The sequence below is a fragment of the Pseudomonas kermanshahensis genome (genome assembly GCF_014269205.2).
Lineage (GTDB): Bacteria > Pseudomonadota > Gammaproteobacteria > Pseudomonadales > Pseudomonadaceae > Aquipseudomonas > Aquipseudomonas kermanshahensis.
Genome location: NZ_JABWRY020000001.1, coordinates 2,042,240 through 2,067,952 on the forward strand (window position 1 = coordinate 2,042,240; position 25,713 = coordinate 2,067,952).

The following is a 25,713-nucleotide window of genomic DNA, read 5'->3' on the forward strand; positions in this document are numbered from 1 at the left end:
CGCGAGGTGCGCGCAATTTGTGGGAGCCGGCTTGCCGGCGATGGGGCGCACAGCGGCCCCGGTCATGCTCAGCTATTCCAGTCAGGCGCAAAGTCGGGGCTGACCACGCGCTGATCCTTAGGCAAACCCGCAATCAATGCCCGGTCTTCATCATCCAGCCGCACGTCCAGCGCCGCCAAATTCGCCATCTGGTTCTCGCGGCTGCTGGCCTTGGGGATCACCGCGACGCCGTCCTGGTCAAGCAACCACTTCAGTGCCACCTGGCTCGGCAGGACGCCATGCTTGCGGGCGATCGCCTGGATCACCTCTTGCTGCGCCGCCTGCCCGCGTGCCAGCGGGGTGTAGGCCGTGAGCAGCAAGTCGTGGCGGCGCGCATAGTCGAGCAACGGCTGCTGGTCGAGCAGCACGTGGTACTCCACCTGAATGGCCGACAACGGCGCGCCCAGCGTCTCGACCACTTGGCGCAGCAGGCCAAGCGGGAAGTTGGCGACACCAATGCTGCGCGCCTTGCCTTCGTCACGCAGGGCTACCAAGGTCTCGATGCTGCGGGCCAAGTCCCAGTCCTTGCCCGGCCAGTGGATGTGGAACAGGTCGACCTGCTCGGTGCCCAGCACGCGCAGGCTGTCTTCCAGCGACTGACGCATGGCTTTGGGGTCCAGGCGGTCCCACCAGACCTTGGTGGTCAGGTGGATCTGCTCGCGTGGCACGTCGCTCTCGCGCAGGGCTTGGCCCACGGCCGCTTCATTGTTGTAGGCGGTGGCGGTGTCGATGTGTCGGTAACCCAGGTCCAGGGCCTGGCGCACGGCCTGGGTGCACTCGCTGCCGGTCATCGGCCAGGTGCCCAGGCCGATGCAGGGCAGGTCCAGGCCGTTAGGGGTGGTGAGCCTTCGCATGACAGTTCCTTGTAGTGGTTACAGAGTCCGTAGGGAATGGTCTTCGATCAGCCCGGCGCGGACCATGCGCGGCGGGGCGAAAGTGGTCGATCAGCGAACGGAAATTGCGTTTGGCCTGGACAAGCGCTAATTGAACTTCCTTATGCTCGGCTATCTCTTCTAGAATTCGAGCAGTTTCATCCGCCAGGCCAGCCCTGTGCGGCTTTCCCTGGGCGCAGCATCCGGCCGCGCCGCCGTCGAGAACGCCATGAGTTCCAGAACACCGCTGTCCGGAGTCAATCAACCGCTGCGTGGTATCGCCCTGGTGGTGGTGGCGACGTTCCTGTTCGCCAGCCACGATGCCCTGTCCAAGTTCCTCGGTGGCCTGTACCCGATCATCATGGTGGTGTGGGCGCGTTATGTGGTGCACACCCTGCTGATGGCCGGGATCTTCCTGCCCAAGTCTGGCCTCAATGTACTGCGCACCCGTCGCCCGTTGTTGCAGACCCTGCGTGCCCTGAGCCTGCTCAGCACCAGCCTGCTGTTCACCACCGGCCTGCAATACCTGCCGCTGGCGGAGGCCACGGCGGTCAACTTCCTCGCGCCCGTGCTGGTCACGGCCTTGTCGGCACCCCTGCTCAAGGAGCGGGTGACGGTGGGGCAGTGGGTGGCGGTGGTGATGGGCTTTATCGGGGTACTGGTGGTGGTGCACCCCGGGGGGGCGATGTTCACGCCAGCGATCCTGTACCCCTTCGGCTCGGCGCTGGGCTTTTGCTTCTATCAGTTGCTGACGCGGATTCTGGCTGCCCATGACAGCCCCACCACCAGCAACTTCTATGCAGGGCTGTGCAACACCCTGGCGATGAGTGCACTGGTGCCGTTTTTCTGGGAGGTGCCGCGCTGGGACCACGCGCTGTTGATGCTGGCGCTGGGTGGTTTCGGCATGACGGCCCACCTGCTGCTGACCCAGGCGTTTCGCCATGCCGCACCGGCGCTGCTGGCGCCGTTCAGCTACTGCCAGATCGTGTTTGCCGGGCTGCTTGGGCTGCTGTTTTACAGCCAGGTGCCAGACAGCCTGAGCCTGGTGGGGATCTCGATCATCTGCATCAGTGGCCTGGGCGCGGCGTGGATGCAGCGGAGCAAGTGACACGGCCTGGGTTCATGGCGAGGCCATGAACTGCAGGATCCGCTCGCGCAACCAGCGCTCGGCCGGGTCGTTGTCCTGGGCGCCACTCCAGACCATCGACAGTTCTGCCTCGGTGATTTCGAAGGGCGCTGGGTCGGCGCGCAAGCTGCCGTCATCGGCCAGGGCGCAGGCGGCGTAGTCCGGTACTGTGGCGATCAGTTCGGTGTTGCGCAGCAGCGCGCGCAGGCTGCCGAACTGCGGCACGGCCAGCACCACCTTGCGGCAACGGCCGATACGCGCCAGGTCCAGGTCGATGTTGCCGCTCATGTCGCCAGAAAACGACACCATCACATGCGGGCGGGCGCAGTACTCGTCAAGGGTCAGTGGCCCCGGTCGATCGTCGGCACGCAGCACGCGCACGCCAATGTCGCGCAACTTGCGGCGCTTGGCATTGGCCGGCAGGTCGGTGGTGTAGCTCACGCCCACCGAAATCTCGCCGCTGGAGAGCAGGCCTGGCATCAACAGGAAGTTGGCCCGCCGCACCACCACGCTGATTTCGGGTGCCTCTTCGCGCAAGGCTTGAAGCAGGGCAGGGAGCAGGCCGAACTCGGCGTCGTCCGAAAGCCCGAGGCGGAATACGTTGCAGCTGTTGGCGGGGTCGAACGCCCGCGCACGGCTGATGGCGGAAGAAATCACATCCATGGCCGGCCCCAGCTCGGTGAAAATCTGCATCGCCCGTGGCGTGGGCTCCATGGCCCGACCGTTGCGGATCAGCAGCGGGTCGTCGAACAGCTCGCGCAGGCGGGCGAGGGCGGCGCTGACGGTGGACTGGGTGATGAACAGTTTTTCGCCGACGCGGGTCAGGTTGCGTTCGATCATCAGGGCTTCGAACAGCACCAGCAGGTTCATGTCGACGCGGCGCAGGTCGTTGCGGTTCATGGGGCTTGGCTCACGGGGTTTAGGGAATTGACGGTGTATTGAAGCACGGCGCAGGCCCGCTTGCCTTGTATGGATGTGCCGGCCTCTTCGCGGGGCAAGCCCGCGAATCTACCTGTGGGAGCGGGCTTGCCCCGCGAAAAGGCCCGCACGGCAAAACGCTGACAGAGCCAGCCTATTACCCCGTAATACTCGCTCTATTAGAAGTCTGCCCAAGCTCGGCTAGTCTTTCCCCTGGCCCTGTGAATTCCGCGGCCGGGGCGTGCCTGAGCACTTGTGTTCAAGACTGTGCCGCCCGGTCGTGACAGCTTCGCTAGCCCCGTGTCGGCAAGACACCGACCAGACCTGATGAGGGGTAGGCACGAGCCCAAGCGCTCGGCTGATAGAACACCTGGCATAGACCGGAAATCTGGATAACCGACCCAAAGGTACCCACAGATGTCGAACGAATCGAAATGCCCGTTCCATCAAACCGCAGGTGGCGGCACCACCAACCGTGACTGGTGGCCTGACCAGCTCAACCTGAGAATCCTTCACCAACATACCGCCAAATCCGATCCGATGGACCCGGATTTCGACTACGCCAACGCCTTCAAGAGCCTCGATTTCCAGGCCCTGAAGCAAGACCTGACGGCCCTGATGACCGACTCCCAGGACTGGTGGCCCGCCGACTTCGGCCACTACGGCCCGCTGTTCATCCGTATGGCCTGGCACAGCGCCGGGACCTACCGCATTGGCGATGGCCGCGGTGGCGCCGGTTCCGGTCAGCAGCGGTTCGCCCCGCTCAACAGCTGGCCGGATAACGTCAGCCTGGACAAGGCCCGGCGCCTGCTGTGGCCGATCAAGCAGAAGTACGGCAACAAGATTTCCTGGGCTGACCTGATCGTCCTCACCGGTAACGTCGCGCTGGAGTCCATGGGCTTCAAGACCTTTGGTTTCTCTGGCGGGCGTGCCGATGTGTGGGAGCCGGATGAAGACGTGTACTGGGGCTCGGAAAAGGTCTGGCTGGGCGGCGATACCCGCTACGGCAAGGAGCAGGTCAAGGCACAGGAACCCGGCCAGGGTGACCTGGTGGCCGAACCCGCCAAGCACGGCGAAGAACAGAGCCGCAACCTGCAGGCCGAGCGCAACCTGGAAAACCCGCTGGCCGCCGTGCAGATGGGCCTGATCTACGTCAACCCGGAGGGCCCGGAAGGCAACCCCGACCCGGTCGCCTCGGGCAAAGACATCCGCGAAACCTTCGGCCGCATGGCCATGAATGATGAAGAGACCGTGGCGCTGATCGCCGGGGGCCATGCGTTCGGCAAGACCCATGGCGCAGGCCCCGCCGACAATGTGGGGGCCGAGCCCGAGGCTGCGGGCCTGGAGATGCAGGGCCTGGGTTGGGCCAACAAATTCGGCTCCGGTAAAGGCCCCGACACCATCACCAGCGGTCTGGAAGTGACCTGGACCTCAACCCCGACCAAATGGAGCAACGAGTACCTCAACAACCTGTTCAATTTCGAGTGGGAGCTGACCAAGAGCCCGGCCGGTGCGCACCAGTGGCGGCCGAAGGAAGGCAAAGGCGCAGGCACCGTGCCGGATGCCCATGACCCCAGCAAAACCCATGCGCCGTCCATGCTCACCTCCGACCTGGCGCTGCGCTTCGACCCGATCTACGAGCCGATCGCCCGCCGCTTCAAGGACAACCCCGACCAATTGGCGGACGCCTTTGCCCGTGCCTGGTACAAGCTGATCCACCGCGACATGGGCCCGCTGGCGCGCTATCTCGGGCCAGAAATGCCCAACGAGGAATTGCTGTGGCAAGACCCGCTGCCTAAAGCCGACCCGGTATCGTTGGGCGAGCAGGATGTCGCTGCGCTCAAGGCCAAGATTCTGGCTTCAGGCTTGAGCGTGGGCGAGTTGGTATCGACTGCTTGGGCCTCAGCCTCGACCTTCCGTGGGTCCGACAAGCGCGGTGGTGCCAACGGTGCACGCTTGCGTCTGGCACCGCAGAAAGACTGGGCTGCGAACCAGGGCGTAGGCAAGGTCTTGGCAGCGCTGGAGAAGATCCAGAGCGAGTTCAACAACGGTGGCAAGAAGGTCTCCCTGGCCGACCTGATCGTGCTGGCAGGTACCGCCGCCGTGGAGAAGGCCGCCAAGGATGCGGGTTACAGTGGCAGCGTCAGCTTCCGCCCCGGCCGCGTCGATGCCTCCCAGGAACAGACCGATGTCGAGTCGTTCGCCGTGCTGGAACCGCTGGCCGATGGCTTCCGCAACTTCACCAAGGACCGCTACAGCGTCAAGGCCGAGAAACTGCTGCTGGACAAGGCCCAACTGCTGACCCTGACGGCGCCCGAGCTGACCGCGCTGATCGGCGGCCTGCGCGTGCTGGGTGCCAACCATGGCGGCAACAAGGACGGGGTGTTCACCGACAAGCCGGGTACGTTGAGCAACGACTTCTTCCGCAACCTGCTGGACATGGGCGTGGAGTGGACGCCGACGTCAGCCGACAACGAGCGCTTTGAAGGCCGGGACCGCAAGACCGGGCAGGTTAAATGGACGGGCAGCCGTGTTGACCTGGTGTTCGGTTCGCATGCCCAGTTGCGGGCGTTGAGCGAGGTGTATGGCAGCAGCGATGGCAAGGACAGGTTTGTGAAGGCCTTCGTTGCAGCTTGGGTAAAAGTCATGGAGCTGGACCGCTTTGATCTGAAATAAAGCGTGCCTGAAACCCCACAGCCTGTGTAGGAGCAGCCTTGTGCTGCGAAGAGGCCGGTACAGATAGCCGCAATTCGGGCTGCCTGTACCGGCCTCTTCGCAGCACAAGGCTGCTCCTACACGTCGGTGGCCATCCCGCCAATTCCAGGTCGGATAGATACAAAAGTGTCCTCGTTCGTTCTGTTGCAATGCTTCTCAGGCGGCCGGCCTGAAACAGCGTGCTCACAACGACAAGGAACCCGACCATGCACATGCCAAAAACCCTGAAGATCCGCAACGGCGACAAGGTCAAAGCGACCTTCTCCGCTCAGGAATACGCAGCCCGCCACGCCCGTCTGCGGGCCTACATGGCCGAGCAGGACATCGAAGCGGCGATCTTCACCTCGTACCACAACGTCAATTACTACAGTGATTTCCTCTACTGCTCGTTTGGCCGCCCCTATGCACTGGTGGTGACCCAGGACAAGGTCGTCTCGATCAGTGCCAACATCGATGGCGGCCAGCCTTGGCGGCGCACGGTCGGCACCGACAACATCGTCTACACCGACTGGCAACGCGACAACTTCTTCGTCGCCATTCAACAAGCGCTGCCGCTGGCCTCACGCATCGGCGTGGAATACGACCACCTCAACCTGCAAAACCACGCCAAGCTCGCCGCCTGCTACCCCAAGGCCGAGTTGCTGGACATCGGCTCCCCGTGCATGCGCATGCGCATGATCAAGTCCGCAGAAGAGCAGGCGTTGATCCGGCACGGCGCGCGGGTGGCCGATATCGGCGGCGCGGCAGTGGTCGAGGCCCTGCGTGAGCATGTGCCCGAGTACGAAGTGGCGCTGCACGCCACCCAGGCGATGGTTCGCGAGATCGCCACGTCTTTCCCCGACGGCGAGCTGATGGACACCTGGACCTGGTTCCAGTCCGGGCTCAACACCGACGGCGCGCACAACCCGGTCACCAGCCGCACGGTGGGCAAGGGCGAGATCCTCAGCCTCAATTGCTTCCCGATGATCGCCGGCTATTACACCGCCCTTGAGCGCACCTTGTTCCTCGACCATTGCCCGGATGATCACCTGCGCCTGTGGCAGGCCAACGTCGAGGTGCATGAGGCTGGGCTGAAACTCGTGCGCCCGGGCATGCGCTGCAGTGACATTGCCCGTGAGCTGAACGAGATCTTCCTGCGTCACGACCTGCTGCAGTACCGCACGTTCGGCTATGGCCATTCGTTTGGGACGTTGAGCCACTACTACGGTCGCGAGGCGGGGCTTGAGCTGCGCGAAGACATCGACACCGTGCTGGAGCCGGGCATGGTGGTGTCGATCGAGCCAATGATCATGCTGCCCGAAGGGCGGCCGGGTGCAGGCGGCTACCGCGAGCACGATATCCTCATCGTCAACGACAGCGGCGCCGAAAACATTACCAAGTTCCCGTACGGGCCGGAGCACAACATCATCCGCAAATGATGCTCAGTGCCGGCCCCTGTAGGAGCGGGTTTACCCGCGAAGAGGCCGGCACCAACAACAATAAAACCACTGTATGACCACCAGACCCTGCCTCCAATTAGAAGAACCAGAGGGTACCCGTCATGTCCAGCACCACCCTGAACGCTCCCACCCTCGGCGGCGCCGTGCACAGCGCCGAACGCCAGGCCCTGCGCAAGGCCGCGCGCGCCAGTTTCATGGGCAACTTCGTCGAATGGTTCGACTACGCCGCCTACGGCTACCTCGCCACCATCATTGCCGCCACGTTTTTCCCGCAAACCGACAAAACTACCGGCCTGCTGGCGACCTTCGCGGTGTTCGCCCTGTCGTTTCTCGTTCGCCCGTTGGGCGGCGTGGTCTGGGGCCACTTTGGTGATCGCCATGGGCGACGCAATGCGCTGTCGTTGTCGATCCTGATCATGTCGATCTCGACCTTCTGCATCGGGCTGCTGCCTGGCTATGCGCAGATCGGCCTATGGGCACCGTGCCTGTTGCTGGTGATACGCCTGGTGCAGGGTTTTTCGGCGTCGGGCGAATACGCGGGGGCATCGGCCTTCCTGGCCGAATACGCGCCCCAGGGCCGGCGTGGCCTGTACACCAGTATCGTGCCGGCCAGCACGGCAGCGGGGTTGCTGTTCGGTGCGGCGTTTGTGGCGGTGCTGCATGAGCTACTCAGCACCGAGGACCTGCACAGCTGGGGCTGGCGCCTGCCGTTCCTGCTGGCTGCACCGTTCGGGCTGGTGGGCCGTTACATCCGCATGAGCCTGCAGGACACTCCCAAGTTTCTGGAGATGGAGCAGCGTCTCGAGAACAAGGCCTGCATGACCCCGGCACCGATTCGCGAGTTGCTGACCCAGCATCGCCGCAGCCTAGGCATCGGTATCGGCGTGACGTGCCTGAACGCGGTGGCGTTCTACCTGCTGCTCAGCTATATGCCGACGTACCTGTCTACTGAGCTGGGCATGACCGAGCGAGATGCCTTCATTGCCTCGACGGTTTCATTGGCCACTTACATCGGCCTGATTTTCCTGATGGGGCGGCTGTCGGATCAGTTTGGCCGCAAGACCATGCTGGTGATCGCCTCGCTGCTGTTTTTGGGGCTCACCGTGCCCTTGTTCACGTTGCTCGATGGGCAACCGCTGCTGGTGATTCTGGCCATCCAGATTCTGTTTGGCGCGATGCTGGCGATGAACGATGGGACCTTGCCGTGCCTGTTGGCGGAGATCTTCCCGACGCGGGTGCGCTTCAGTGGTTTCGCCCTGAGCTTCAACGTGGCCAATGCCTTGTTTGGCGGGACGGCGCCGTTCATTGCCACCTGGCTGATACAGGTGACCGGCAGCAAGCTGGCGCCGGCGGGGTACCTGTTGGCCGCAGCACTGGTGGCGCTGGTGGCGATGCTGATGTGCCGGGAGACGGCGCATGCGGCCCTGAAGGATTGATTCGATCTGTGCCCGCGAAGAGCCCTGCACTTTCTGATGTCAGTGCAACGAAGCCTGCCGCCGCTCCCCCAGCGGCGACAGCCCAAAAAATCGGCTGTAGCTCTTGGAAAAATGCGCCGGCGAGCTGAACCCACACGCCAACGCCACCTCTCGCACCTGCACATCGCTACGCAACAACAGCTCCCGCGCCCGCGACAGCCGCAACTCCAGGTAATACTGGCTGGGCGTGCGCTGCAGGTATTTATGAAACAACCGCTCCAATTGGCGCACGGTCACTTCATTGAGGCTGGCCAGCTCCTCCAGCCCCAGTGGCTCCTCCAGGTTGGCTTCCATGATCGCCACCACCTGGCTCAACTTGGGCTGAGCGCTGCCGAGCAGGGTGCGCAGGGGCACCCGCTGGCGTTCGCGCTCGCCACGCACACGGTCGCACAGCAGCAGTTCGGCGGCCTTGGCGGCGATGTCCTGGCCACCTTCTTCCCGGGCCACCAGTTGCAGCATCATGTCCATGGCCGCCACACCGCCCGAGCAGGTGTAGCGGTCGCGGTCCAGTTCGAACAGCTGGCCAGAAATGACGATACCGGGGAACTGCTCCTGCAACGTCTGCATGTCTTCCCAGTGGATGGTGCAGCGGTAGCCCTTGAGCAACTCGGCCTTGGCCAGCAGGTAACTGCCCGTGCAGATGCCGCCCAACGGCAGGCGTTGGCGGGCCAGCTGGCGTAGCCAGTCGATCAAGGGCCGGTTGCCACGGCTGCGATCGATCGGGTTGGCCCCGACCACCAACAGGGTGTCCAGCGCCGGGGCGTTGTCGATGCTGTAGTCAGGCAACACGCGCATGCCGTTGCTTGCCGCCACCGGTTCATCGCTGGCGGCGATCAGCACGGTGCGGTACATCGGCCGGCGGGCCGCCAGGTTGGCCATGCGCAGGGTCTCCACCGCCGACGCCAGGCCGATGGTGGTGAAGTTGGGCAAGATCAGAAAACCGAAGGTCTTGGCGGGCGAAGGCGTTACGATTGCAGAAACGGGGTGGACCATTGCGATCTTCCTGTGCAAGCTGAGGCGTGATTCGTCGGGGGCAGTGAGAAAAACAGGCCTCGCATGATTCTTGTTGTTATAGGTCGTTACCCGGTCGATCTTACACCCCGGGCTGGTGGCCAGGAATGGACCTGAATGCAGACAGAAGGTGAACCTACGTGAACCCCGAATCCATGCTGGCAGCGCTGCCAGGTTTCGCCCTCGCGCCTGAGGCGATCCAGGTATTGCCCGATGCCGCGGCGTACCGTCGCTGCCTGCTCGACCGTATCGCGGCGGCGACCCGGCGCATCGTCATCGTCGCCCTGTACCTGCAGGAAGACGAGGCCGGGCAGGAAGTGCTCGATGCCTTGTACCAGGCCAAGGCCGCGCGGCCAGGCCTGGAAATTACTGTCGTGGTCGACTGGTTCCGTGCCCGCCGTGGCCTGCTGGGGGGCGGGCGGCAGCCGGGTAATGCGGCCTGGTACCAGGCCCAGCGTCAATTGCGTGGGCTGGATGTGGTGATCCATGGCGTTCCGGTGCAAACCCGCGAGCTGTTTGGTGTGTTGCACTTGAAAGGCAGCATCATCGACGACTGTGTGATCTACACCGGTGCCAGCCTCAACAACGTGTACCTGCACCGTTTCGACCGCTATCGCCTGGATCGCTATCACCTGTTCCAGTCGCCTGCGCTGGCCGATGCCATGGTCGACCTGGTTAGACGTTTGCTGCACCACACCGCCACACCGCGGCTGGACTTGCCGGCACCGCCCGCGACCCGCAGCTTGCGCGGTGACATCCGGCGCTTGCGCGCGCGGCTGCGGCGCATGGTCTATGAGGTGCCCGCCGGCGAAGCGGGGCAGGGCTTGCGGGTCATCCCGCTGCTTGGCGTTGGGCGGGGCAACCCGCTCAACAAAGCACTTTGCGCACTGCTGGCCGCTGCACGCACTCAGATCATCATCAGCACGCCTTATTTCAATCCGCCTCGGGTATTGATGCGCGAAATCGACCACGCGCTGGACCGTGGCGTGCGCGTGGAGCTGATCGTCGGCGATCGCACGGCCAATGACTTTTATATCGCTCCGGGTGAGCCTTTCAGTGCTAGCGGTGCGTTGCCCTACTTGTACGAGGACAACCTGCGCGCCTTTGCCCGCCGTCGCCAGGCCGCGCTTGCCAATGGCCAGCTCGAAGTGCGGATTTGGAACGACCCCGGGCACACCTTCCATGCCAAGGGGTTGTGGATCGACCAGCGTTATTCGCTGCTGACCGGTAACAACCTCAACCCGCGTGGTTTCAACCTGGACCTTGAGAATGGCTTGCTTATCGATGACCCAGCAGGGCAGTGGTTGGTGCCTCGGGACGTGGAATTGACGGGGATACGCCGGCACGCACGGAAAATCGATTCAGCGGCCGAGCTCGGGGTCAAGGCCGAGCACCCCAAGGAGGTGCGCAAGCTCTTGCGGCGGTTGCGCTATAGCCGCCTTGAACCGTTGATCAAACGGGTCCTCTGAACCTCTATCGCAGCGTGGTGAATCTACGCTGTTAGACAACGTCGACACAGTAAAGTACTAAGGTACTAAGATCGCACGTTGGTAGCGATATGGTTATTAAGCGATTGTGCCGTGATGTTGTCCAATATGGTCCGGACCTGGCAACCAACTCGTTTGCGCTGATGCATTTCGAAAGACGGTGTTGAAACTATCATTTGTTCAGCATTGTGATGCTCAAGGCTCCCTAAGTAAAAAGTGTCTAGCCAGGCGTTCATGATGAACCTGTATTCTGCAACATACTGTTGTGGAATTGGTAGAGATTTCGCAAAAAATTGGTTGATGAAGTTGCGGGCTGCGACATATTGATCGTGAGAAATTTGTATTCTCGGACCGGTGGCGGAAGGCGGCGCCTGGAACTGCCCGCTGTTCGAAGAGGTCGTAGGTAGCACATCGCCAAGGTAGGCCTGGATTGTCCCAGGTGATAGTGATCGGTTTCGGGTGGCGACCGAGACCTGAGGTGCAGTTGGAACGTTACGGGGAGCCCCCTCTGGCCTAATAAGAAGGTGATCAACGCCGGTCTTCATGTGCCCGGTCGGGTCGCTGTTGTTGATAGGGTCACCTTCACAATATACATAAGCATTTATACCTCCGGCTTCGAAGGGGCTTACGTTATCGGGCGACAAAAATCGCATAAGGATCGGACTGTAGGCGCGGTATCCATTGCCCAACCAATAGACTGCCATAAGCGAATCTTTTCTCTGACCATGGAAGCCACAGACGGTTTGAGAATACCTAGAGGTTGGAATAAAACCGTAGGCAGTGTAGTCACCGGAAAAATTAGGGTAAAGCTCATTTGCATTCATTTATGCAGCCATCGGAGGTGAGCGCTTCAGGCATTCTTAACGTTCAACGCTGAATGTGCTACTGGTAAAATTGCTAGGTTCATAGATGCGTAGTGAAAATGGGTACTGCTACGCAACCTGGAGCACAGTTAACAACTGGAGGGTGCTGCGCTGTGAGGGCGCTTTGAATTGATATGATCGTTTGCGTGTTCCCCCTCTGAAAACCAATGGCAAACGAATACAATGAGGCGTTTTCCTCGTTAACCAGATAGGCCAAACCGTCTATGGCGCTTGATCCACCCACGATGCTGACGATTACGATCGCCCTGGCAGCCGCTGCTGCTTTGTACCTGGCGATCGAATGGCGCAGCGTTCGCGAGGCTTCACTCCTGTTTTGGAGCGCGGGCTTCGCCACTATTACCGTCGGCTCCACCCTGGCCCTGTTGCGTGGCATTGGCTTGCTGTTGATCGGCATCTGGTTCGCCAACGGGTTGCTGGTGGTGGCGCATGCGTTTTTCCTGATGGGGGTGTTGCGCTTTACCCAGAACCGCCTGTCGCGCACCTGGTTGCTGATGGTGCCGATGTGGTTCGCCTTGCTGCTGCTGCCCGCGGGGCCGGAGTGGTCGAAGGTGATGCTGATGGTCAACTCGTTGCTGGTGGCGCTGTTGACCCTCAAGGCCAGCTTTTTGTTGAAGCCCCACGGCAGGTCGCTGAGCGTGGGCGCGGTGCAATTGCGCTATGTGTTGCTGATCCATGGGTTGTTCTATGTGGCGAAGGCGATCATTGCGATCACGCCGGGCACCTTGATTGACCTGGCGACCTTTGGCGGGCTGATCATTCAGATTTCCCTGGTCGAGGGGGCGATGGCGATCATGTTGATTGCGCTGTCGATGACGGGGACGGTGCGTTATCGCCGTGAAGAACGTATCGCCCGGCTGGCGGCGCGCGATCCGTTGACGGCGCTGTACAACCGGCGGGCGCTGGAAGTGCGGGCGCCGCACTTTTTCAAAGAGGTCAGCCCGGCGCGGCCGGGGGCCTTGCTGTTGATCGATATCGACAACTTCAAGCTGGTCAACGATTTGCACGGGCACATTGCGGGGGATCGGCTGTTGATCGCCTTGAGCGAGATGATTCGTGCGGTGTTGCCGGAGCGGTCGCTGGCGGCGCGGCTTGGGGGGGATGAGTTTGTGATTCTGCTCAGTGAGGCGACGCGGGAGCGGGTGGTGGAGCTGGGTAGCCAGTTGCGTGAGCGGTTTCAGCAGTTTGCTGGGCAGACGGTGCCTACGCCGCAGGCGGTTACGTTGAGTATTGGGGCTAATGTGTTTGATCAGCCGCCGGTGAGTTTGGCGGCGTTGATTGAGCAGGGGGATGTGGCGTTGTATGAGTCGAAGCGCGGGGGGCGTGACAGTATTCGGCTGGTTGAGCGGGAGGGTTTGGTTTCTTGATCGTTGGTGTGGGTGTGGGTGTGGGTGTTGGTGTTGGTTTTGAGGGGGGGGGTGATCCAGCATTGGGGCGACGCTTAGTCACCTTTCCGCCCTTACGGCGGGTCACTTTTTGGCAAACGCCCCAAAAAGTAACCAAAAAGGGCTGCGCTCCATCATACGGCCCCTACGCTGCGCTTCGGGGTCCCCTCGCTACGGCCTTGCTCCCGGGAGGACCGCGCTGCAGGGCCCATCCTGGGCCCCAGCGCTTGACGGGCATCCTTGCCCGTCACCTCCCTTCGCAAGGCCTGCGCTCGGCCTCCTGAGTCGCTGAAGGTCAAAAGCCAGATCAAGATCAAGAGCCGGCGCTAGATCACCGTTTTCAGGTCACTACCTGGTAGCACGGCACATAGGCGGCACCACCCGGCAACTTCATGCGGTGCTGGTCGACGAATGCTTGTAACAATCGCCCCAGTGGCTCCAATACTGCGCTGTCGCCGCAGATCTGGTAGGGGCCGTGTTCTTCGATCAGGCGGATGCCTTTGTCCTTGACGTTGCCGGCAACGATGCCGGAAAACGCTCGGCGCAGGTTGGCGGCCAGTTCATGGGGCGGTAGCTCGCGGCGCAGGGCGAGTTCGGCCATGTTGGCGTGGGTCGGGTCGAACGGGTGCTGGAAACCCTCGTCGATCTTCAGCAGCCAGTTGAAGTGGAAGGCGTCGTTGCGTTCACGGCGGAACTGTTTGACCTCCTTGAGGCCTTCGACCATGTGGCGCGCGACTTCGGCCGGGTCATCGATGATGATCTGGTAGTGGCTTTGCGCGGCTTCACCGAGGGTGGCGCCGACGAAGGCGTGCAGTTGCAGCAGGAACTGCTCGGCACTGCGGGGGCCAGTGAGCACGACCGGGAAGGGCAGGCCTTGGTTGTCCGGGTGCATGAGGATGCCGAGCAGGTAGAGGAACTCTTCGGCAGTACCGGCGCCGCCCGGGAAGATGATGATGCCGTGGCCGACACGGACGAAGGCCTCGAGGCGCTTCTCGATGTCCGGCAAGATCACCAGTTCGTTGACGATCGGGTTGGGCGCTTCGGCGGCGATGATGCCCGGCTCGGTCAGGCCCAGGTAACGGCTGCCGTGCATACGCTGCTTGGCGTGGGCGATGGTAGCGCCTTTCATCGGGCCTTTCATTACCCCAGGGCCGCAGCCGGTGCAGACGTCCAGCTTGCGCAGGCCCAGTTCGTGGCCGACCTTTTTGGTGTATTGGTATTCTTCGCTGCTGATCGAGTGGCCGCCCCAGCACACCACCATCTTCGGCTCCACGCCTGGGCGCAGGGTGCGGGCGTTGCGCAGCAGGTGGAACACGTAATCGGTGATGCCCTGGGAGCTTTCCAGGTCGATGCGCTGGCTGGCCAGCTCGCTTTCGGTATAGACGATGTCGCGCAGGGCGCTGAACAGCATTTCACGGGTGCTGGCGATCATTTCGCCATCGACGAAGGCATCGGCGGGGGCATTCAGCAGCTCAAGGCGTACGCCCCGATCTTGCTGGTGGATACGCACCTCGAAGTCCTTGTAGGCCTCGAGAATGGTCTTGGCATTGTCGACATGCGCGCCGGTGTTGAGGATGGCCAGCGCGCACTGGCGGAACAGAGTGTAGAGGCTACCGGTACCGACTTCGCTCAGTTGCTGGACTTCACGTTGCGACAGCGTCTCCAGGCTGCCTTTGGGGCTGACGGATGCATTTATGACATGGCGTTGGGGCATCTAAGTCTTTCCTGTGCAGGTAAAACATCCTTCTTAGACAACACCATAAGTCATGCGAAGAGCTTTTGCACACCCAGCGTAATCGCCAGCCCGCCCCCCACCAGCCAAAGGTTCAGTATCGCCCCGGTCAGCAGCGCCCGTGGCCCTGCCTGGCGGATCTGGCTGAAGCGTGTCTCCATCCCTAGCGCGGTCATGGCCATGGTCAGGGCAAAGGTGTCGAGGCTATTGAACGCCTGGGTCACACTGCCAGGCAGCACCTGCAGCGAGTTCACCAGCACCAGCGCCAGGAAGCCGAAAGCGAACCAGGGCATGGCGATGCGGCCGTTGCCTTGCGCCTGGCCCGGCTGGCGCGAGCGGCTGATCCACAGGCCTACCACCAGCAGCACCGGCACCAGCAGCATCACCCGGGTCATCTTGACGATGGTGGCGATGTGCGTCGCCTCGGGGCTGACGTTGCTGGCTGCACCTACCACCTGGGCCACTTCGTGGATCGTGCCGCCCAGGAACAGGCCCGCGCCCAGGGTATCCAGGTGCAGCCATCCGGCATTGATCGCCAAGGGGTAAAGGAACATCGACAGGGTGCCGAACAGCACCACGCTGCCAACGGCCATGGCACTCTTGTGCGGGGCGCTGCGCAGCGCCGACTCGAACGCAAGTACTGCAGCGGCGCCGCAAATGGCACTGCCGGCAGCGGTGAGCAGCGCGGTGTCGCGGTCCAGCTTGAGCAGCTTCATGCCACACCAGAGCCCGATCAGCAGGGTGCTGACCACCACCAGCAGCGAAACCGTCAGGCCCGACCAGCCGACTTCGGCGATTTCCTGCAGGCTGACCCGCAGGCCGAAAAAGGCCACGGCGATGCGCAGCAGCCCGCGGGCCGAGAAGTTGATGCCCGCCGCCCAGCTCGCCGGCACGCCATCGCGCAGCGCGTTGCCGTACAGGGCACCGGCAACGATACCGACGATCAGCGGGCTAATGCCCAGGTTGGCGATGGCGGGCAAGGCTGCCAGTTGGGTGACGGCAAGCGCGAACAGCGCCACGAACAAAATGCCATTGAGCCGCCCTCGGGTAGAGAGGGTAGGCGCGTAGGCGGGGTGGGATGGAACCGTGGCCATGTGAGTCCTCCGGGAAAGGTATTTCGACAAGGCCTACGTTAATCTGGTTATAAGCTTATAAAAAATCGTAATTTAGGATGTAAAGTATCCGTTTAGCTGATATTTTGAATTCATGACCCCAGAACAGCTGATAACATTTGCCACCGTCGCCGAGCATGGCAATATCAGCCACGCGGCCCAGGCGTTGCACCTGTCGCAGCCCGCTGTGTCCGGGCAGCTCAAGTTGCTGCAGGAGGCTTTCGGTGAGCCCCTTTACCAACGCGCAGGGCGCGGCGTGCGCCTCACGGCTGCAGGTGAGCAGTTGTTGGCCCATGCCGAGCGGCTGCGCGATACCTTCCGCCAGGCCCAGGCCCTGCGCGAGGCCATGCGCGGCCTGGAGCGCGGCACCTTGCGCATCGGCGCCAGTACCACGCCGGCCAGCTACCTGCTGCCGTACCTCATCGCCGACTTCCACGCACGCTACCCAGACGTGTCGGTGAGCACCTCCAATGGCAACACGGCTGAAATTGTCGCCGCGCTGGGCAGTGTCGATATCGCCTTGATCGAAGGGCCTCCCGGGCAGGAGTTGCCGTTGGGCACCGGGATAACGCCGTGGCGTGAGGATGAGATCGTCGCGATCGTGCCCAGTAGTCATCCGTTGGCCGGTGACGAGGTGCAGACCTTGGAATCTTTGGGGGCCTACCCACTGGTGCTGCGCGAGAGTGGGTCAGGGGTGAGGCAGATTGTCGAGCGGGCATTTGCCCGCAGTGGCGTGGCAATGCGCGTCGCGATGGAAATCGCCGGTGTGGAAGGGGTAAAGGAAGCGGTGCGGGCAGGTATGGGGATTGGCTTTGTGTCGGCCATGTCGATTCGCCATGAGGATGGCGTGTTGCGGCGGCTGCGCATTACGCCGCAGCCACTGGTCAGGCGCTTTTCCATCTTGATGCCCCATGCCGCCACGCCGTCGCGGGCGGCGGCGCGGTTCATGGAGTTGTGTGTGGGGCAGCCGAAAGAGGGTTAGGCTCTGTACGAAAAGTTTTGTGGGAGCGGGGCAAGCCCGCTCCCACAATGATGGATGACCAGACTTACCGTACAGATCCTAGCAAAGCTGGCCTTTCGCGGCGGTATCAACCCACCTTGAACACGTGCTTGAGATACGCCACGAAGTTCTCGTCCCGGCATTGGGTCTTGCCCGGGCTGTCGGAAATCTTCGCCACCGGCGCCCCATTGCACGCTGTCATCTTGATCACGATGTTCATCGGCTCCACCCCCGGGATATCGCAAGTGAGGTTGGTGCCGATGCCAAAGCTCACGTTAATCCGCTCGTGCAGCGCGCGGTACAGGCCAAGCGCCTTGGCGAAATCCAGCCCATCCGAGAAGATCAGCGTTTTGCTTCGCGGGTCGATCCCCAGTTTTTCATAGTGGGCAATGGCCTTTTCTGCCCATGCCAGCGGGTCGCCCGAGTCGTGGCGCAGGCCATCGAACAGCTTGGCGAAGTACAAGTCGAAATCCCCCATGAACGCATCCATGGTGATGCAATCGGTCAAGGCGATGCCCAGTAGCCCGCGGTATTCCCGTACCCAGCATTCAAGCGCAGCGGCCTGGCTGTCGACCAGGCGCGGGCCCAGTTGTTGGTGGGCCATGAACCATTCGTGCGCCATGGTGCCGATGGGCTTGAGTTCCAATTCGCGGGCCAGGTGCACGTTGCTGGTGCCGACCAGGCGGCCAGGGAAGTCGCGCTTGAGAATGTGCACGACCTGCTCCTGGACCCGGTACGAGAAGCGCCGTCGGGTGCCGAAATCGGCCAGTTGAAAGCCTGCCAGCTCATCGGCACTCGCTTCGGCCTTGAGCCAGTCAAGCTTCTGGTACAGCCGCTCGCCCACGTGTTCCATCACCACTTCCCGATAGCGGTAGCGGTTGCGCACTTCGCTGATGATTGCCAGCAGCGGGATCTCGTAGAGGATCACATGCAGCCACGGCCCGCGCACGCGGATTGCCAGCTGCCCGGCGTCGTCCAGGCCGACCTGCACGTAGCGCAGGTTGAAACGGAACAGGCTCAGAAAGCGGATGAAGTCCGGTTTGATGAACGGGATTTTTTCGAGGTAGGCCAATTGGTCGTGGGTGACGGTGACATCGGCCAGTTGCTCGACCTGGTAGCGGATTTCTGCCAGGTAAGGGGAGAGGTCCTCACCGTTACGGCAGCGGAATTCCCATTCCACCTCGGCGTTGGGGTAGTTGTGCAGCACCGCCTGCATCATGGTGATCTTGTAGAAGTCGGTGTCCAGCAGATTCTGGATGATGCGCGGGCCGAAAACGCTGTCACTCATGGGCGGTCTTCCTTGATCAGCGAGAGTTGGTAGTCGAGCGCGGCTTCGTCGCCGCAGAGGATGACACCCTCGGCGGCCAATGCGCCGCAGGCTGCGATGGCGCCGGCCTGGGTGAGGGCGCGGCAAGCCGGCAGGTACAGCAACACCTGGAACCCGGCCCGGCGCAGCTGGTGGGCGGTGGTCTTGACGCAGTAGTCCAGGGCCAGGCCGCCGACGATCACGGCGCCCACCTGCTGCACCTTGAGGTATTCGATCACCCCAGTGGAGCGGCGTTCGGCCAGGTCGTGGTAGCAGGCGCCATAGGGGTGCAGGTCGGGTTCGACGCCTTTCCACACGAAGTAGTCGTAATCGATGGGGGCGGGCAGGCCAGGCAGCAGTTCGAAGCCCGGTGTGCCTGGCACGCAGTGGCTGACCCAGGTCAGGTCGGCATTGGCCAGCGGCAGCGGTTGCAGCATCTGGGCCGGGTCGGCAACCACCCAGGCTGCATTGGCCGGGTGAGCGTCCTTGCTGCCCAGGCGCAGGTCTGCACGCAGGGCCATGGCGTTGAGGTCGGCGGCGATTTCATCACCCTCGGGCACGGGTAGCTCCTGCGGGGCGTTGGCGGTGAAGCCGTTTTGCGCGTCGACATCGAAACTGGCGATCTTCATGGTGCTCTCCTCGCTGGCATGGTTATATATTCCACCTGGTGCATTAAGTGTGTCAAGCACTAGCCATTGAAATAAAGCCTCTTGTGCTACTTAACTGCTCTGGTGGATTATGGAGTTACTGAAGCGTGGAGCGTTCCCTTGAGTAGCACTGAAGTCTTGGCCAGCGTCGATATCGTCGCCTTACGCATGGCCCCTGAAGCCCAACATCTGCAAGTGTTGTTGCACCGCCGTGAGCGCGAACCGCACGCCGGCCAGTGGGCCTTGCCGGGTGTGATCGTCAACGGCCGTATCCCCGACACCAGCCTGGAGGGCGCGGCCGACCGCGCTTTGCGGGAGAAGGCCCGGGTGGTGCCGTGCTACATGGAACAGGTGGGTACCGAAGGCAATGCGTTCCGTGACCCGCGTGGCTGGTCGCTGAGCACCTACTACCTGGCCTTGCTCGACCCAGGGCAGACCGTTGAAGGTGAGCAGCTGGCGTTTGTCGATATGGACAGCGTGCTGGGGCGCAAGGTGCTCTTGCCCTTCGACCACAACTTGCTGGTGGAGCGCGCCCGCGAACGGCTGGCGGCGAAGACTGTGTATAGCAGCTTGCCGCTGTACCTGCTGGCCGAGAAGTTCACCGTGCTCGATGCCTTGGGGGCGGTGCAGGCGTGCCTGGGGCAGGCGGTGAACAACACCTCGCTGCGCAAACGCCTGGAGCGCTTGCGCGAGCTGGGGTGGGTGAGGGATACCGGGGAGAAGAATCAGCCTAAGCTGGGTAGGCCGCAGCAGTTGTATCAGTACACGCCGCAGGGGGAGCGGCCGTTCATGTTTGACCGCAGTTTGTTGCAGTAGGGGCTAAGTCGAGCAATTCTAGAGGCATTGCCTCCCATTGCGGTAAGTATGACTATCTTTAGTCGTTTGCGGCGGAAGAACCCGCAGTGAACGTTCCGATGGACCTGGTAAAATTGCTAGGTTCGCGAAAGCCGTAATACATATAGAGTGGGCTTCAGTGATAAGGCTATCTTATGAGGGATCAATGAATAAGCCTGCGGCATTAATGTTTTTTTATGCCAACGCTCAAAGGGTTTGTCAAATGGGCCTGGGGAACGTGCGACTTATGGTTGCAGGGGGTCAGGGGGTCGCACAGTTGCAAGGGACAGTCAAACTGTTGCAGGTTGATGGGGGGGCTCGATACTTGCGGCACGCGGTGCTCAGGAAGCCAGTGGGGCGAGTTACTGTCCATACGGTTTATCGACAGAAAAAGAAGTTGCGATAGTCGGGTTCAATGGGGAACCATTTGATTTACTAAGTGAATGTTCCCCATTGGGTATTGGCTATAGGTACTATAGCCCTGCCCTCAGACGTTTTCTCAGCGCTGATAAGGCTAGCCCCTTCGGTAAGGGAGGACTGAATGCATACGTTTATTGTGTCGGTGATCCTGTAAATCGAGCAGACCCTTCAGGTCGATCATCCATTTGGAATTTTCATCGAAAAGTGCCAACGGGTACCAGTCAAGTAATGGCGGATATAGGTCTGCCGGGGAGCATGAGGCGAATGCTCAAACATGTTCATGAACAAATCATGAAGAATAATTTTCCCAGGAGTGAACAATATGCTGCTGAGTTCTACAGTGTCAAAGATCGCAATACCTATTATGTGGGTTTTAGTGATGTAAATAATAATATTTATTATTCCGGTGTAAATCCTTTCGCGCCAGTGCTGGACGGAAAATATCGTGTCGATGCTGGAAGCGGGTGGATGGGGAAGTCTAAATATGGTTTGCCAGAAAGAAGCTCGCTGGGGAAGGTTTGGGATTGGCTGACGGGTGTATCAATTGGTGAGCCTGGTGACCCGGCAATATACGGAAGATATTACGAGAATATGCGCGTTCTTAATGCTCAATTTTCAAGTAATTCTCCTGTCATTGCGGATGATAATCAGAGTATTCGACGTCACTCAGATGCCCCCCCGCCATACAGTTCTCTATTTCCGGAAGAGTGAGCGGAGAGCTTGGAAGAGATCGAAGCGGCCTTCCATCGTATCTGTTGGCGAAGATTTCCGTCCTGAATTTCTTGAATGTGGCGCTGGGATGCTTGAGGAAGCCGGTGCAATCCACTGCGTCGGCTGCTTCGCGGGCAAATTCCACAGGTATTGTGCATGCGCCATTCGATGCATGCAGGCAACACGCTAGCATCAATGCGCGCAGCGGCTGGTATCACCGTGTTCCGCCGGCGCCTTGCGTGCCGCAGCCAGCAGCGTCGCCAACACGATCAACGCCGCCCCCGCCGCCATGCGCACACTCGGCTGCTCGCCAAACAACCACCACGCCCCAAGAATCGCATATACCGGCTCCAGCGCGATGATCATGCCGGCGGTACGCGCTTCAAGGCCTTCCAGGCTCTTGACGAACAGGAACTGCGACAGCCCGGTGCAGAACACGCCCAGCAGCGCCAAGTTGAGCCAGTCATGGCCGCCTAGGCTGGTGCTGCCCAAGTGAGTGAAGGCGAACGGTGCCACCAGCGCGGCCACGACCACGTTCTGCCAGAACGCCACTTGCATCGCGTTCATGCTCGATGCGCGGCGGCGGTTGGCGACCGTCAGCAAGGCGAAGGCAAGGCCAGACCCCAATCCCCACAGCAGGCCGACAGTGCCTTTGTCGAGCAGGTCGAAGGTGGGCACGACCAGCACCAGGCCTGCCGTCACCATCAGCAATAACAAACCTTGGGTGGCGCCAATGCGTTGGCCGAACACACCGCGCTCGATCATGGCGATAAAGGCGGGGAAGCTGGCAAAGCCCAGGGTCGCCACGGCCACCCCACCGACCTTGACGGCAAAGAAGAAGGTCACCCAGTGGGCAGCCAGCAGCGCGCCGGTCAGGCCGAGGATTGGCAGGTTGCGCAAGGTCAGGGCGTCGAGCAGCCGGGTGCCCTTGAGCCCGGCGACGAAGCCCAGGGCAATGAAGGCAAAGGTGGCGCGGCCGAAGGTGATAATGCTGGCGTCGGCTTCGATCAAGTGGCCCAGGATGCCGGTCAGGCCGAACAGGACGGCGGCGATGTGGGCAACGAGCAGCGCGTTGCGGTGGCCGGTGGAGGCACCGGCTACGGGGAGGGAGGTAGCGATCATGGCAGTCAAATGCTTCACAATGTGCGCGCGCAAGCACTCCCGGCCGACGCGTCGCGGGTTTTCAAAACTGGGAGTTTTATCGTTATGAGCCCGGACGAATTGCCCGGTGCAAAAAGGCGCCACAGCGTTGGAATTGTGAAGCGAGGCTGTTAACTCGCAATTACCGCGTCTGCCAGCCCACGGCGCGGGGCTGGCAGATGTGTGTATTATTTTTGTATACAGGGTTGCGGGGCCGGTCGCGGGCGACGTCTGGTTGTCTGATCGCGACATTGATCGTTGTCGCGCCGCGCCGCCTTACTCTTCGCCGTAGTTCATGATCGACAGCAGGCGGATGGGCACCTGCACGAGCTGCTCCGGCCCGTGCGGGGTTTCGCCATCGAAGGTCAGGCTGTCACCCGCGTGCATGTGATAGAGCTGGTTGCCGTGGCGGTACACCAGTTCACCCTCCAGCAAATGCAGGAACTCCGTGCCTGGGTGGGCGAAGGTCGGGAACTCTTCGCTGGCGTCATCCATGCTCACCATGTAGGCCTCGAAGTGCTTCTTCGGGCCCCTGGCGTGATTGAGCAAATGATAGGTGTGGCCCTTTTCTGTGCCCCGGCGCACCACCTCCAGCCCTTCACCGGCCTTCACCAGCAGTGCATTGCCGTCAGGTTGGTCGTACTGGCTGAACAGCTTGGCCATCGGCATACCCAGCACATCGCACAGGCGGCTGAGGGTATCGAGGCTGGTGGACACCTGGGCGTTCTCGATTTTGCTAAGCATCCCTTGGCTGATACCGGCGATGCGCGCCACATCGGCGAGTTTGAGGGACTGGGCCTGGCGCTGGCGCTTGATCTGCAAGCCCAGGTACTGCTCCAGGCGAAGGCGCGGTTGGGTTTCGGTCGGCATCTAATGTCCTGCACGGTTTCAGTTCAAGAATAAATATATCGCACTGAGAAAGTGCGAAATGCTGCTGCGGTGGCAGTCGTTTTCCTCAGGTGAAAACAAGTTTCCCATATCTACAACGGAATTTCCTGGGTAATGGCGGCTGGCCTCTTCACGCCGAACCGCCGCGAAAAGGCCGGTGGAGGTAAACCTGGCAAGCGCTTTGCATTCCTGTGATGAAAGTAAGTTTCCCATGCGGAATTACAAGCGACCCCTTACCCAGGAGTGTTCAACCCATGTTGCCAGCAGAAACCCAGCGCACCCTCGATCAGCACGGCATCAAGTATGTGCTGGCGCAGTTTGTCGACATCCATGGCTCGGCAAAGACCAAATCGGTGCCGGTCTCGGGCCTCAAGATGGTGGCCGAGGAGGGCGCCGGTTTTGCCGGGTTCGCCATCTGCGGCATGGGCATGGAGCCACACGGCCCGGACTTCATGGCCCGGGGCGACCTGGCCACGTTGATCCCGGTCCCCTGGCAGCCCGGCTATGGCCGGGTGGTGTGCGTCGGCCATGTCAACGGCCAGCCCTGGCCTTATGACAGCCGTTACGTGTTGCAGCAACAGGTGCAGCGCTTGGCCGACAAGGGTTGGACGCTGAACACCGGGCTGGAGCCCGAGTTCAGCCTGTTTCGCCGTGACGAAGGCGGCAAGCTGCAATTGGTGGATGCCTCGGACAACCTCGACAAGCCGTGCTACGACTACAAGGGCCTGTCGCGTTCGCGGTTGTTTCTGGAGCGCCTGACCGAAGCCTTGCAGCCCGTGGGCTTCGACATCTACCAGATCGACCACGAAGACGCCAACGGCCAGTTCGAGATCAACTACACCTACAGCGACGCCATGGAGTCGGCCGACCGCTTCACGTTCTTCCGCATGGCGGCCGGCGAAATCGCCAACGACCTGGGGATGATCTGCTCGTTCATGCCCAAGCCCGACCCCAAGCGCGCGGGTAATGGCATGCACTTTCACCTGTCGCTGGCCAGCAGCACCAACAAGAATCTGTTCCATGACGCCAGCGACAGCAGCGGCATGGGCCTGTCGAAGCTGGCGTACCACTTCGCCGCTGGCCTGATGGCCCACGGCCCGGCGCTGTGTGCCTTCGCGGCGCCAACCGTCAACTCCTACAAACGCTTGGTGGTTGGCCGCTCGTTGTCCGGCTCGACCTGGGCCCCAGCCTTCGTTGCCTGGGGCGCCAACAACCGCTCGGCAATGGTCCGCATCCCCTACGGGCGCCTTGAGTTCCGCTTGCCGGATGCGGGCTGCAACCCGTACCTGGTCACTGCCGCGATCATCGCGGCTGGCCTGGATGGTATCGACCGCCAGCTCGACCCAGGCGAGATGTGCAACGAGAACCTCTACACCCTGAGCCTCGAAGAAATCGCTGCACGCGGTATCAAGACCCTGCCGCAATCGCTCAAGGAAGCCGCCGACGCGCTCGAGGCCGACCACCTGTTCCGCGAGGTGCTCGGCGCAGAGATCGTCGACGAGTTCATCAAGCTCAAGCGCATGGAGTGGGTGGAGTACTGCCGCCACGTTTCCGACTGGGAAATCCAGCGTTACACCGAGTTTTTCTGACCGCCCCCATCCCTTGGGCGGCCCTCAAAACAGCGGTCGCCCACTGCCTAGTAAGGAGCATCACCATGTGTGGAATCGTAGGTCTGTACCTGAAGAAGCCTGAGCTGGAAGCCCAGCTCGGCAAGCTCTTCGAACCCATGCTGCACGCCATGACCGACCGTGGCCCTGACAGCGCCGGCTTTGCCATCTACGGCGATGAAGTGGCGGACGGCTGGGTGAAACTGACGTTGCAGGCCCTTGATGGGGGCTATTTGTGGGCCAGCTTGATGGGGCAACTGGAAGGGCGCCTGGGCTGTTCGCTGGACTGGTTTCAGAACGCCAGCGCCGCCGTGCTCAAGGTGCACACCACAGAAGCTGCCGCCCGTGCTGCATTGGCCGAGCTGGCCCCTGAAGTGCGCATCATGAGCGCCGGGCAGAGCATCGAAATCCTTAAGGGCATGGGCCTGCCGGCTGAGATTTCCAGCCGCTTCGGCCTGGCCGGCATGAAGGGCAGCCACATCATCGGTCACACCCGCATGGCCACCGAAAGCGCGGTGACCCTGGAGGGCAGCCACCCGTTCTCCACGGGCGCCGACCTGTGCCTGGTGCACAACGGCTCGCTGTCCAACCACTTCCGCCTGCGCCAGGAACTCAAGCGTGAAGGCATTAGCTTCGAGACCGACAACGACACCGAAGTGGCTGCCGGCTACCTGACCTGGCGCCTGCAGCAGGGCGATACCTTGGCCAAGGCTTTGGACGGGGCTCTGCAAGACCTGGACGGGTTCTTCACCTTTGCCATTGGCACCCGCAACGGTTTTGCCGTGATTCGCGACCCGATCGCCTGCAAGCCAGCGGTGCTGGCCGAAACCGACGACTACGTGGCCATGGCCTCCGAATACCAGGCCCTGGCCAGCCTACCCGGTATTGAAAACGCCAAGGTCTGGGAGCCGGCGCCGGCCACCCTGTACGTCTGGGAGCGCGAAAGCGCCTGACCTGCCACCGAACCT

21 protein-coding genes and 1 pseudogene are annotated in these 25,713 nt (G+C 61.7%); 12 read left to right on the forward strand and 10 right to left on the reverse strand.

Annotated elements, in window-relative coordinates:
• Nucleotides 1–68 precede the first annotated feature (68 nt).
• Nucleotides 69–893, reverse strand: coding sequence for an aldo/keto reductase (locus HU764_RS09550; RefSeq protein WP_186682568.1), 825 nt, complete (start codon nt 891–893; stop codon nt 69–71).
• Between the two features lie 247 nt (nt 894–1,140).
• Here HU764_RS09550 and HU764_RS09555 point away from each other — a divergent pair, with 247 nt between their 5' ends.
• Nucleotides 1,141–2,019, forward strand: coding sequence for a DMT family transporter (locus HU764_RS09555; protein WP_099453761.1), 879 nt, complete (start codon nt 1,141–1,143; stop codon nt 2,017–2,019).
• Between the two features lie 12 nt (nt 2,020–2,031).
• Here HU764_RS09555 and HU764_RS09560 read toward each other — a convergent pair whose 3' ends face one another.
• Complete coding sequence (locus HU764_RS09560; RefSeq protein ID WP_027595347.1) at nt 2,032–2,937, reverse strand: LysR family transcriptional regulator; 906 nt, start codon at nt 2,935–2,937, stop codon at nt 2,032–2,034.
• Nucleotides 2,938–3,372: 435 nt separating this feature from the next.
• On the opposite strand from HU764_RS09560, the gene katG reads away from it, so the two are divergent.
• From katG to HU764_RS09575, 3 genes are all read left to right on the forward strand, one after another.
• Complete coding sequence (gene katG / locus HU764_RS09565; protein ID WP_186682570.1) at nt 3,373–5,631, forward strand: catalase/peroxidase HPI; 2,259 nt, start codon at nt 3,373–3,375, stop codon at nt 5,629–5,631.
• Between the two features lie 245 nt (nt 5,632–5,876).
• Nucleotides 5,877–7,088 (forward strand): M24 family metallopeptidase, encoded by a 1,212-nt coding sequence (locus HU764_RS09570; RefSeq protein WP_186703972.1) that lies wholly within the window; start codon nt 5,877–5,879, stop codon nt 7,086–7,088.
• Between the two features lie 122 nt (nt 7,089–7,210).
• Complete coding sequence (locus HU764_RS09575) at nt 7,211–8,545, forward strand: MFS transporter (protein WP_186703973.1); 1,335 nt, start codon at nt 7,211–7,213, stop codon at nt 8,543–8,545.
• Nucleotides 8,546–8,584: 39 nt separating this feature from the next.
• Here HU764_RS09575 and HU764_RS09580 read toward each other — a convergent pair whose 3' ends face one another.
• The gene (locus HU764_RS09580; protein WP_186682574.1) at nt 8,585–9,577 is read right to left on the reverse strand and encodes a GlxA family transcriptional regulator; all 993 of its coding nucleotides are present in this window, start codon (nt 9,575–9,577) and stop codon (nt 8,585–8,587) included.
• Between the two features lie 173 nt (nt 9,578–9,750).
• Between HU764_RS09580 and pssA the strand changes: the two genes are divergently transcribed.
• Nucleotides 9,751–11,064 (forward strand): CDP-diacylglycerol--serine O-phosphatidyltransferase, encoded by a 1,314-nt coding sequence (pssA, locus tag HU764_RS09585; RefSeq protein ID WP_186703989.1) that lies wholly within the window; start codon nt 9,751–9,753, stop codon nt 11,062–11,064.
• Nucleotides 11,065–11,129: 65 nt separating this feature from the next.
• On the opposite strand, the gene HU764_RS09590 is transcribed toward pssA, so the two are convergent.
• Nucleotides 11,130–11,906 (reverse strand): RHS repeat-associated core domain-containing protein, encoded by a 777-nt coding sequence (locus HU764_RS09590; RefSeq protein WP_186703974.1) that lies wholly within the window; start codon nt 11,904–11,906, stop codon nt 11,130–11,132.
• A gap of 263 nt (nt 11,907–12,169) precedes the next feature.
• Here HU764_RS09590 and HU764_RS09595 point away from each other — a divergent pair, with 263 nt between their 5' ends.
• Entirely contained in the window at nt 12,170–13,330 is a 1,161-nt protein-coding gene (locus HU764_RS09595) for a GGDEF domain-containing protein (protein ID WP_186682578.1), read from the forward strand.
• Between the two features lie 358 nt (nt 13,331–13,688).
• Here HU764_RS09595 and ppnN read toward each other — a convergent pair whose 3' ends face one another.
• Entirely contained in the window at nt 13,689–15,062 is a 1,374-nt protein-coding gene (gene ppnN / locus HU764_RS09600) for a nucleotide 5'-monophosphate nucleosidase PpnN (protein ID WP_186703975.1), read from the reverse strand.
• A 50-nt stretch (nt 15,063–15,112) separates the two neighbouring features.
• Nucleotides 15,113–16,174, reverse strand: a complete 1,062-nt coding sequence (locus HU764_RS09605) for a YeiH family protein (RefSeq protein ID WP_186682580.1) — start codon at nt 16,172–16,174, stop codon at nt 15,113–15,115.
• A gap of 112 nt (nt 16,175–16,286) precedes the next feature.
• Between HU764_RS09605 and HU764_RS09610 the strand changes: the two genes are divergently transcribed.
• Complete coding sequence (locus HU764_RS09610; RefSeq protein ID WP_186703976.1) at nt 16,287–17,174, forward strand: LysR family transcriptional regulator; 888 nt, start codon at nt 16,287–16,289, stop codon at nt 17,172–17,174.
• Between the two features lie 106 nt (nt 17,175–17,280).
• Here the strand turns inward: HU764_RS09610 and pncB are convergent, their stop codons facing one another.
• Together pncB and HU764_RS09620 are read right to left on the reverse strand one after the other, a co-directional pair.
• Nucleotides 17,281–18,480: a nicotinate phosphoribosyltransferase gene (gene pncB, locus HU764_RS09615; RefSeq protein WP_099429045.1), complete on the reverse strand. Its 1,200-nt coding sequence runs from the start codon at nt 18,478–18,480 to the stop codon at nt 17,281–17,283.
• Nucleotides 18,477–19,127: an isochorismatase family protein gene (locus tag HU764_RS09620; RefSeq protein WP_085274331.1), complete on the reverse strand. Its 651-nt coding sequence runs from the start codon at nt 19,125–19,127 to the stop codon at nt 18,477–18,479. Before HU764_RS09620 ends, pncB begins: the two co-directional genes overlap by 4 nt.
• A 138-nt stretch (nt 19,128–19,265) precedes the next feature.
• Between HU764_RS09620 and HU764_RS09625 the strand changes: the two genes are divergently transcribed.
• The 3 genes and pseudogenes from HU764_RS09625 to HU764_RS27620 all read left to right on the forward strand — a co-directional run bounded on the left by HU764_RS09625 (nt 19,266) and on the right by HU764_RS27620 (nt 21,110).
• A complete protein-coding gene (locus HU764_RS09625) occupies nt 19,266–19,961 on the forward strand; it encodes an NUDIX hydrolase (protein ID WP_186682584.1) in 696 nt (231 codons plus the stop codon).
• A 420-nt stretch (nt 19,962–20,381) separates the two neighbouring features.
• Nucleotides 20,382–20,513: pseudogene (locus HU764_RS28075) on the forward strand (RHS repeat-associated core domain-containing protein); the annotation flags it as partial.
• 150 nt (nt 20,514–20,663) lie between these two features.
• Nucleotides 20,664–21,110 carry a hypothetical protein gene (locus HU764_RS27620; RefSeq protein ID WP_225935631.1) on the forward strand — a complete coding sequence of 149 codons (447 nt, stop codon included), beginning with the start codon at nt 20,664–20,666 and terminating at the stop codon, nt 21,108–21,110.
• A 192-nt stretch (nt 21,111–21,302) separates the two neighbouring features.
• Here the strand turns inward: HU764_RS27620 and HU764_RS09635 are convergent, their stop codons facing one another.
• Together HU764_RS09635 and HU764_RS09640 are read right to left on the reverse strand one after the other, a co-directional pair.
• Nucleotides 21,303–22,232, reverse strand: coding sequence for a DMT family transporter (locus tag HU764_RS09635; RefSeq protein WP_186682588.1), 930 nt, complete (start codon nt 22,230–22,232; stop codon nt 21,303–21,305).
• Nucleotides 22,233–22,526: 294 nt separating this feature from the next.
• Complete coding sequence (locus HU764_RS09640; RefSeq protein WP_027595361.1) at nt 22,527–23,120, reverse strand: helix-turn-helix domain-containing protein; 594 nt, start codon at nt 23,118–23,120, stop codon at nt 22,527–22,529.
• Nucleotides 23,121–23,392: 272 nt separating this feature from the next.
• Between HU764_RS09640 and glnT the strand changes: the two genes are divergently transcribed.
• Nucleotides 23,393–24,727: a type III glutamate--ammonia ligase gene (gene glnT, locus HU764_RS09645; protein ID WP_186703977.1), complete on the forward strand. Its 1,335-nt coding sequence runs from the start codon at nt 23,393–23,395 to the stop codon at nt 24,725–24,727.
• A 65-nt stretch (nt 24,728–24,792) separates the two neighbouring features.
• Nucleotides 24,793–25,698 carry a class II glutamine amidotransferase gene (locus HU764_RS09650; protein WP_186703978.1) on the forward strand — a complete coding sequence of 302 codons (906 nt, stop codon included), beginning with the start codon at nt 24,793–24,795 and terminating at the stop codon, nt 25,696–25,698.
• Nucleotides 25,699–25,713: the final 15 nt, after the last annotated feature.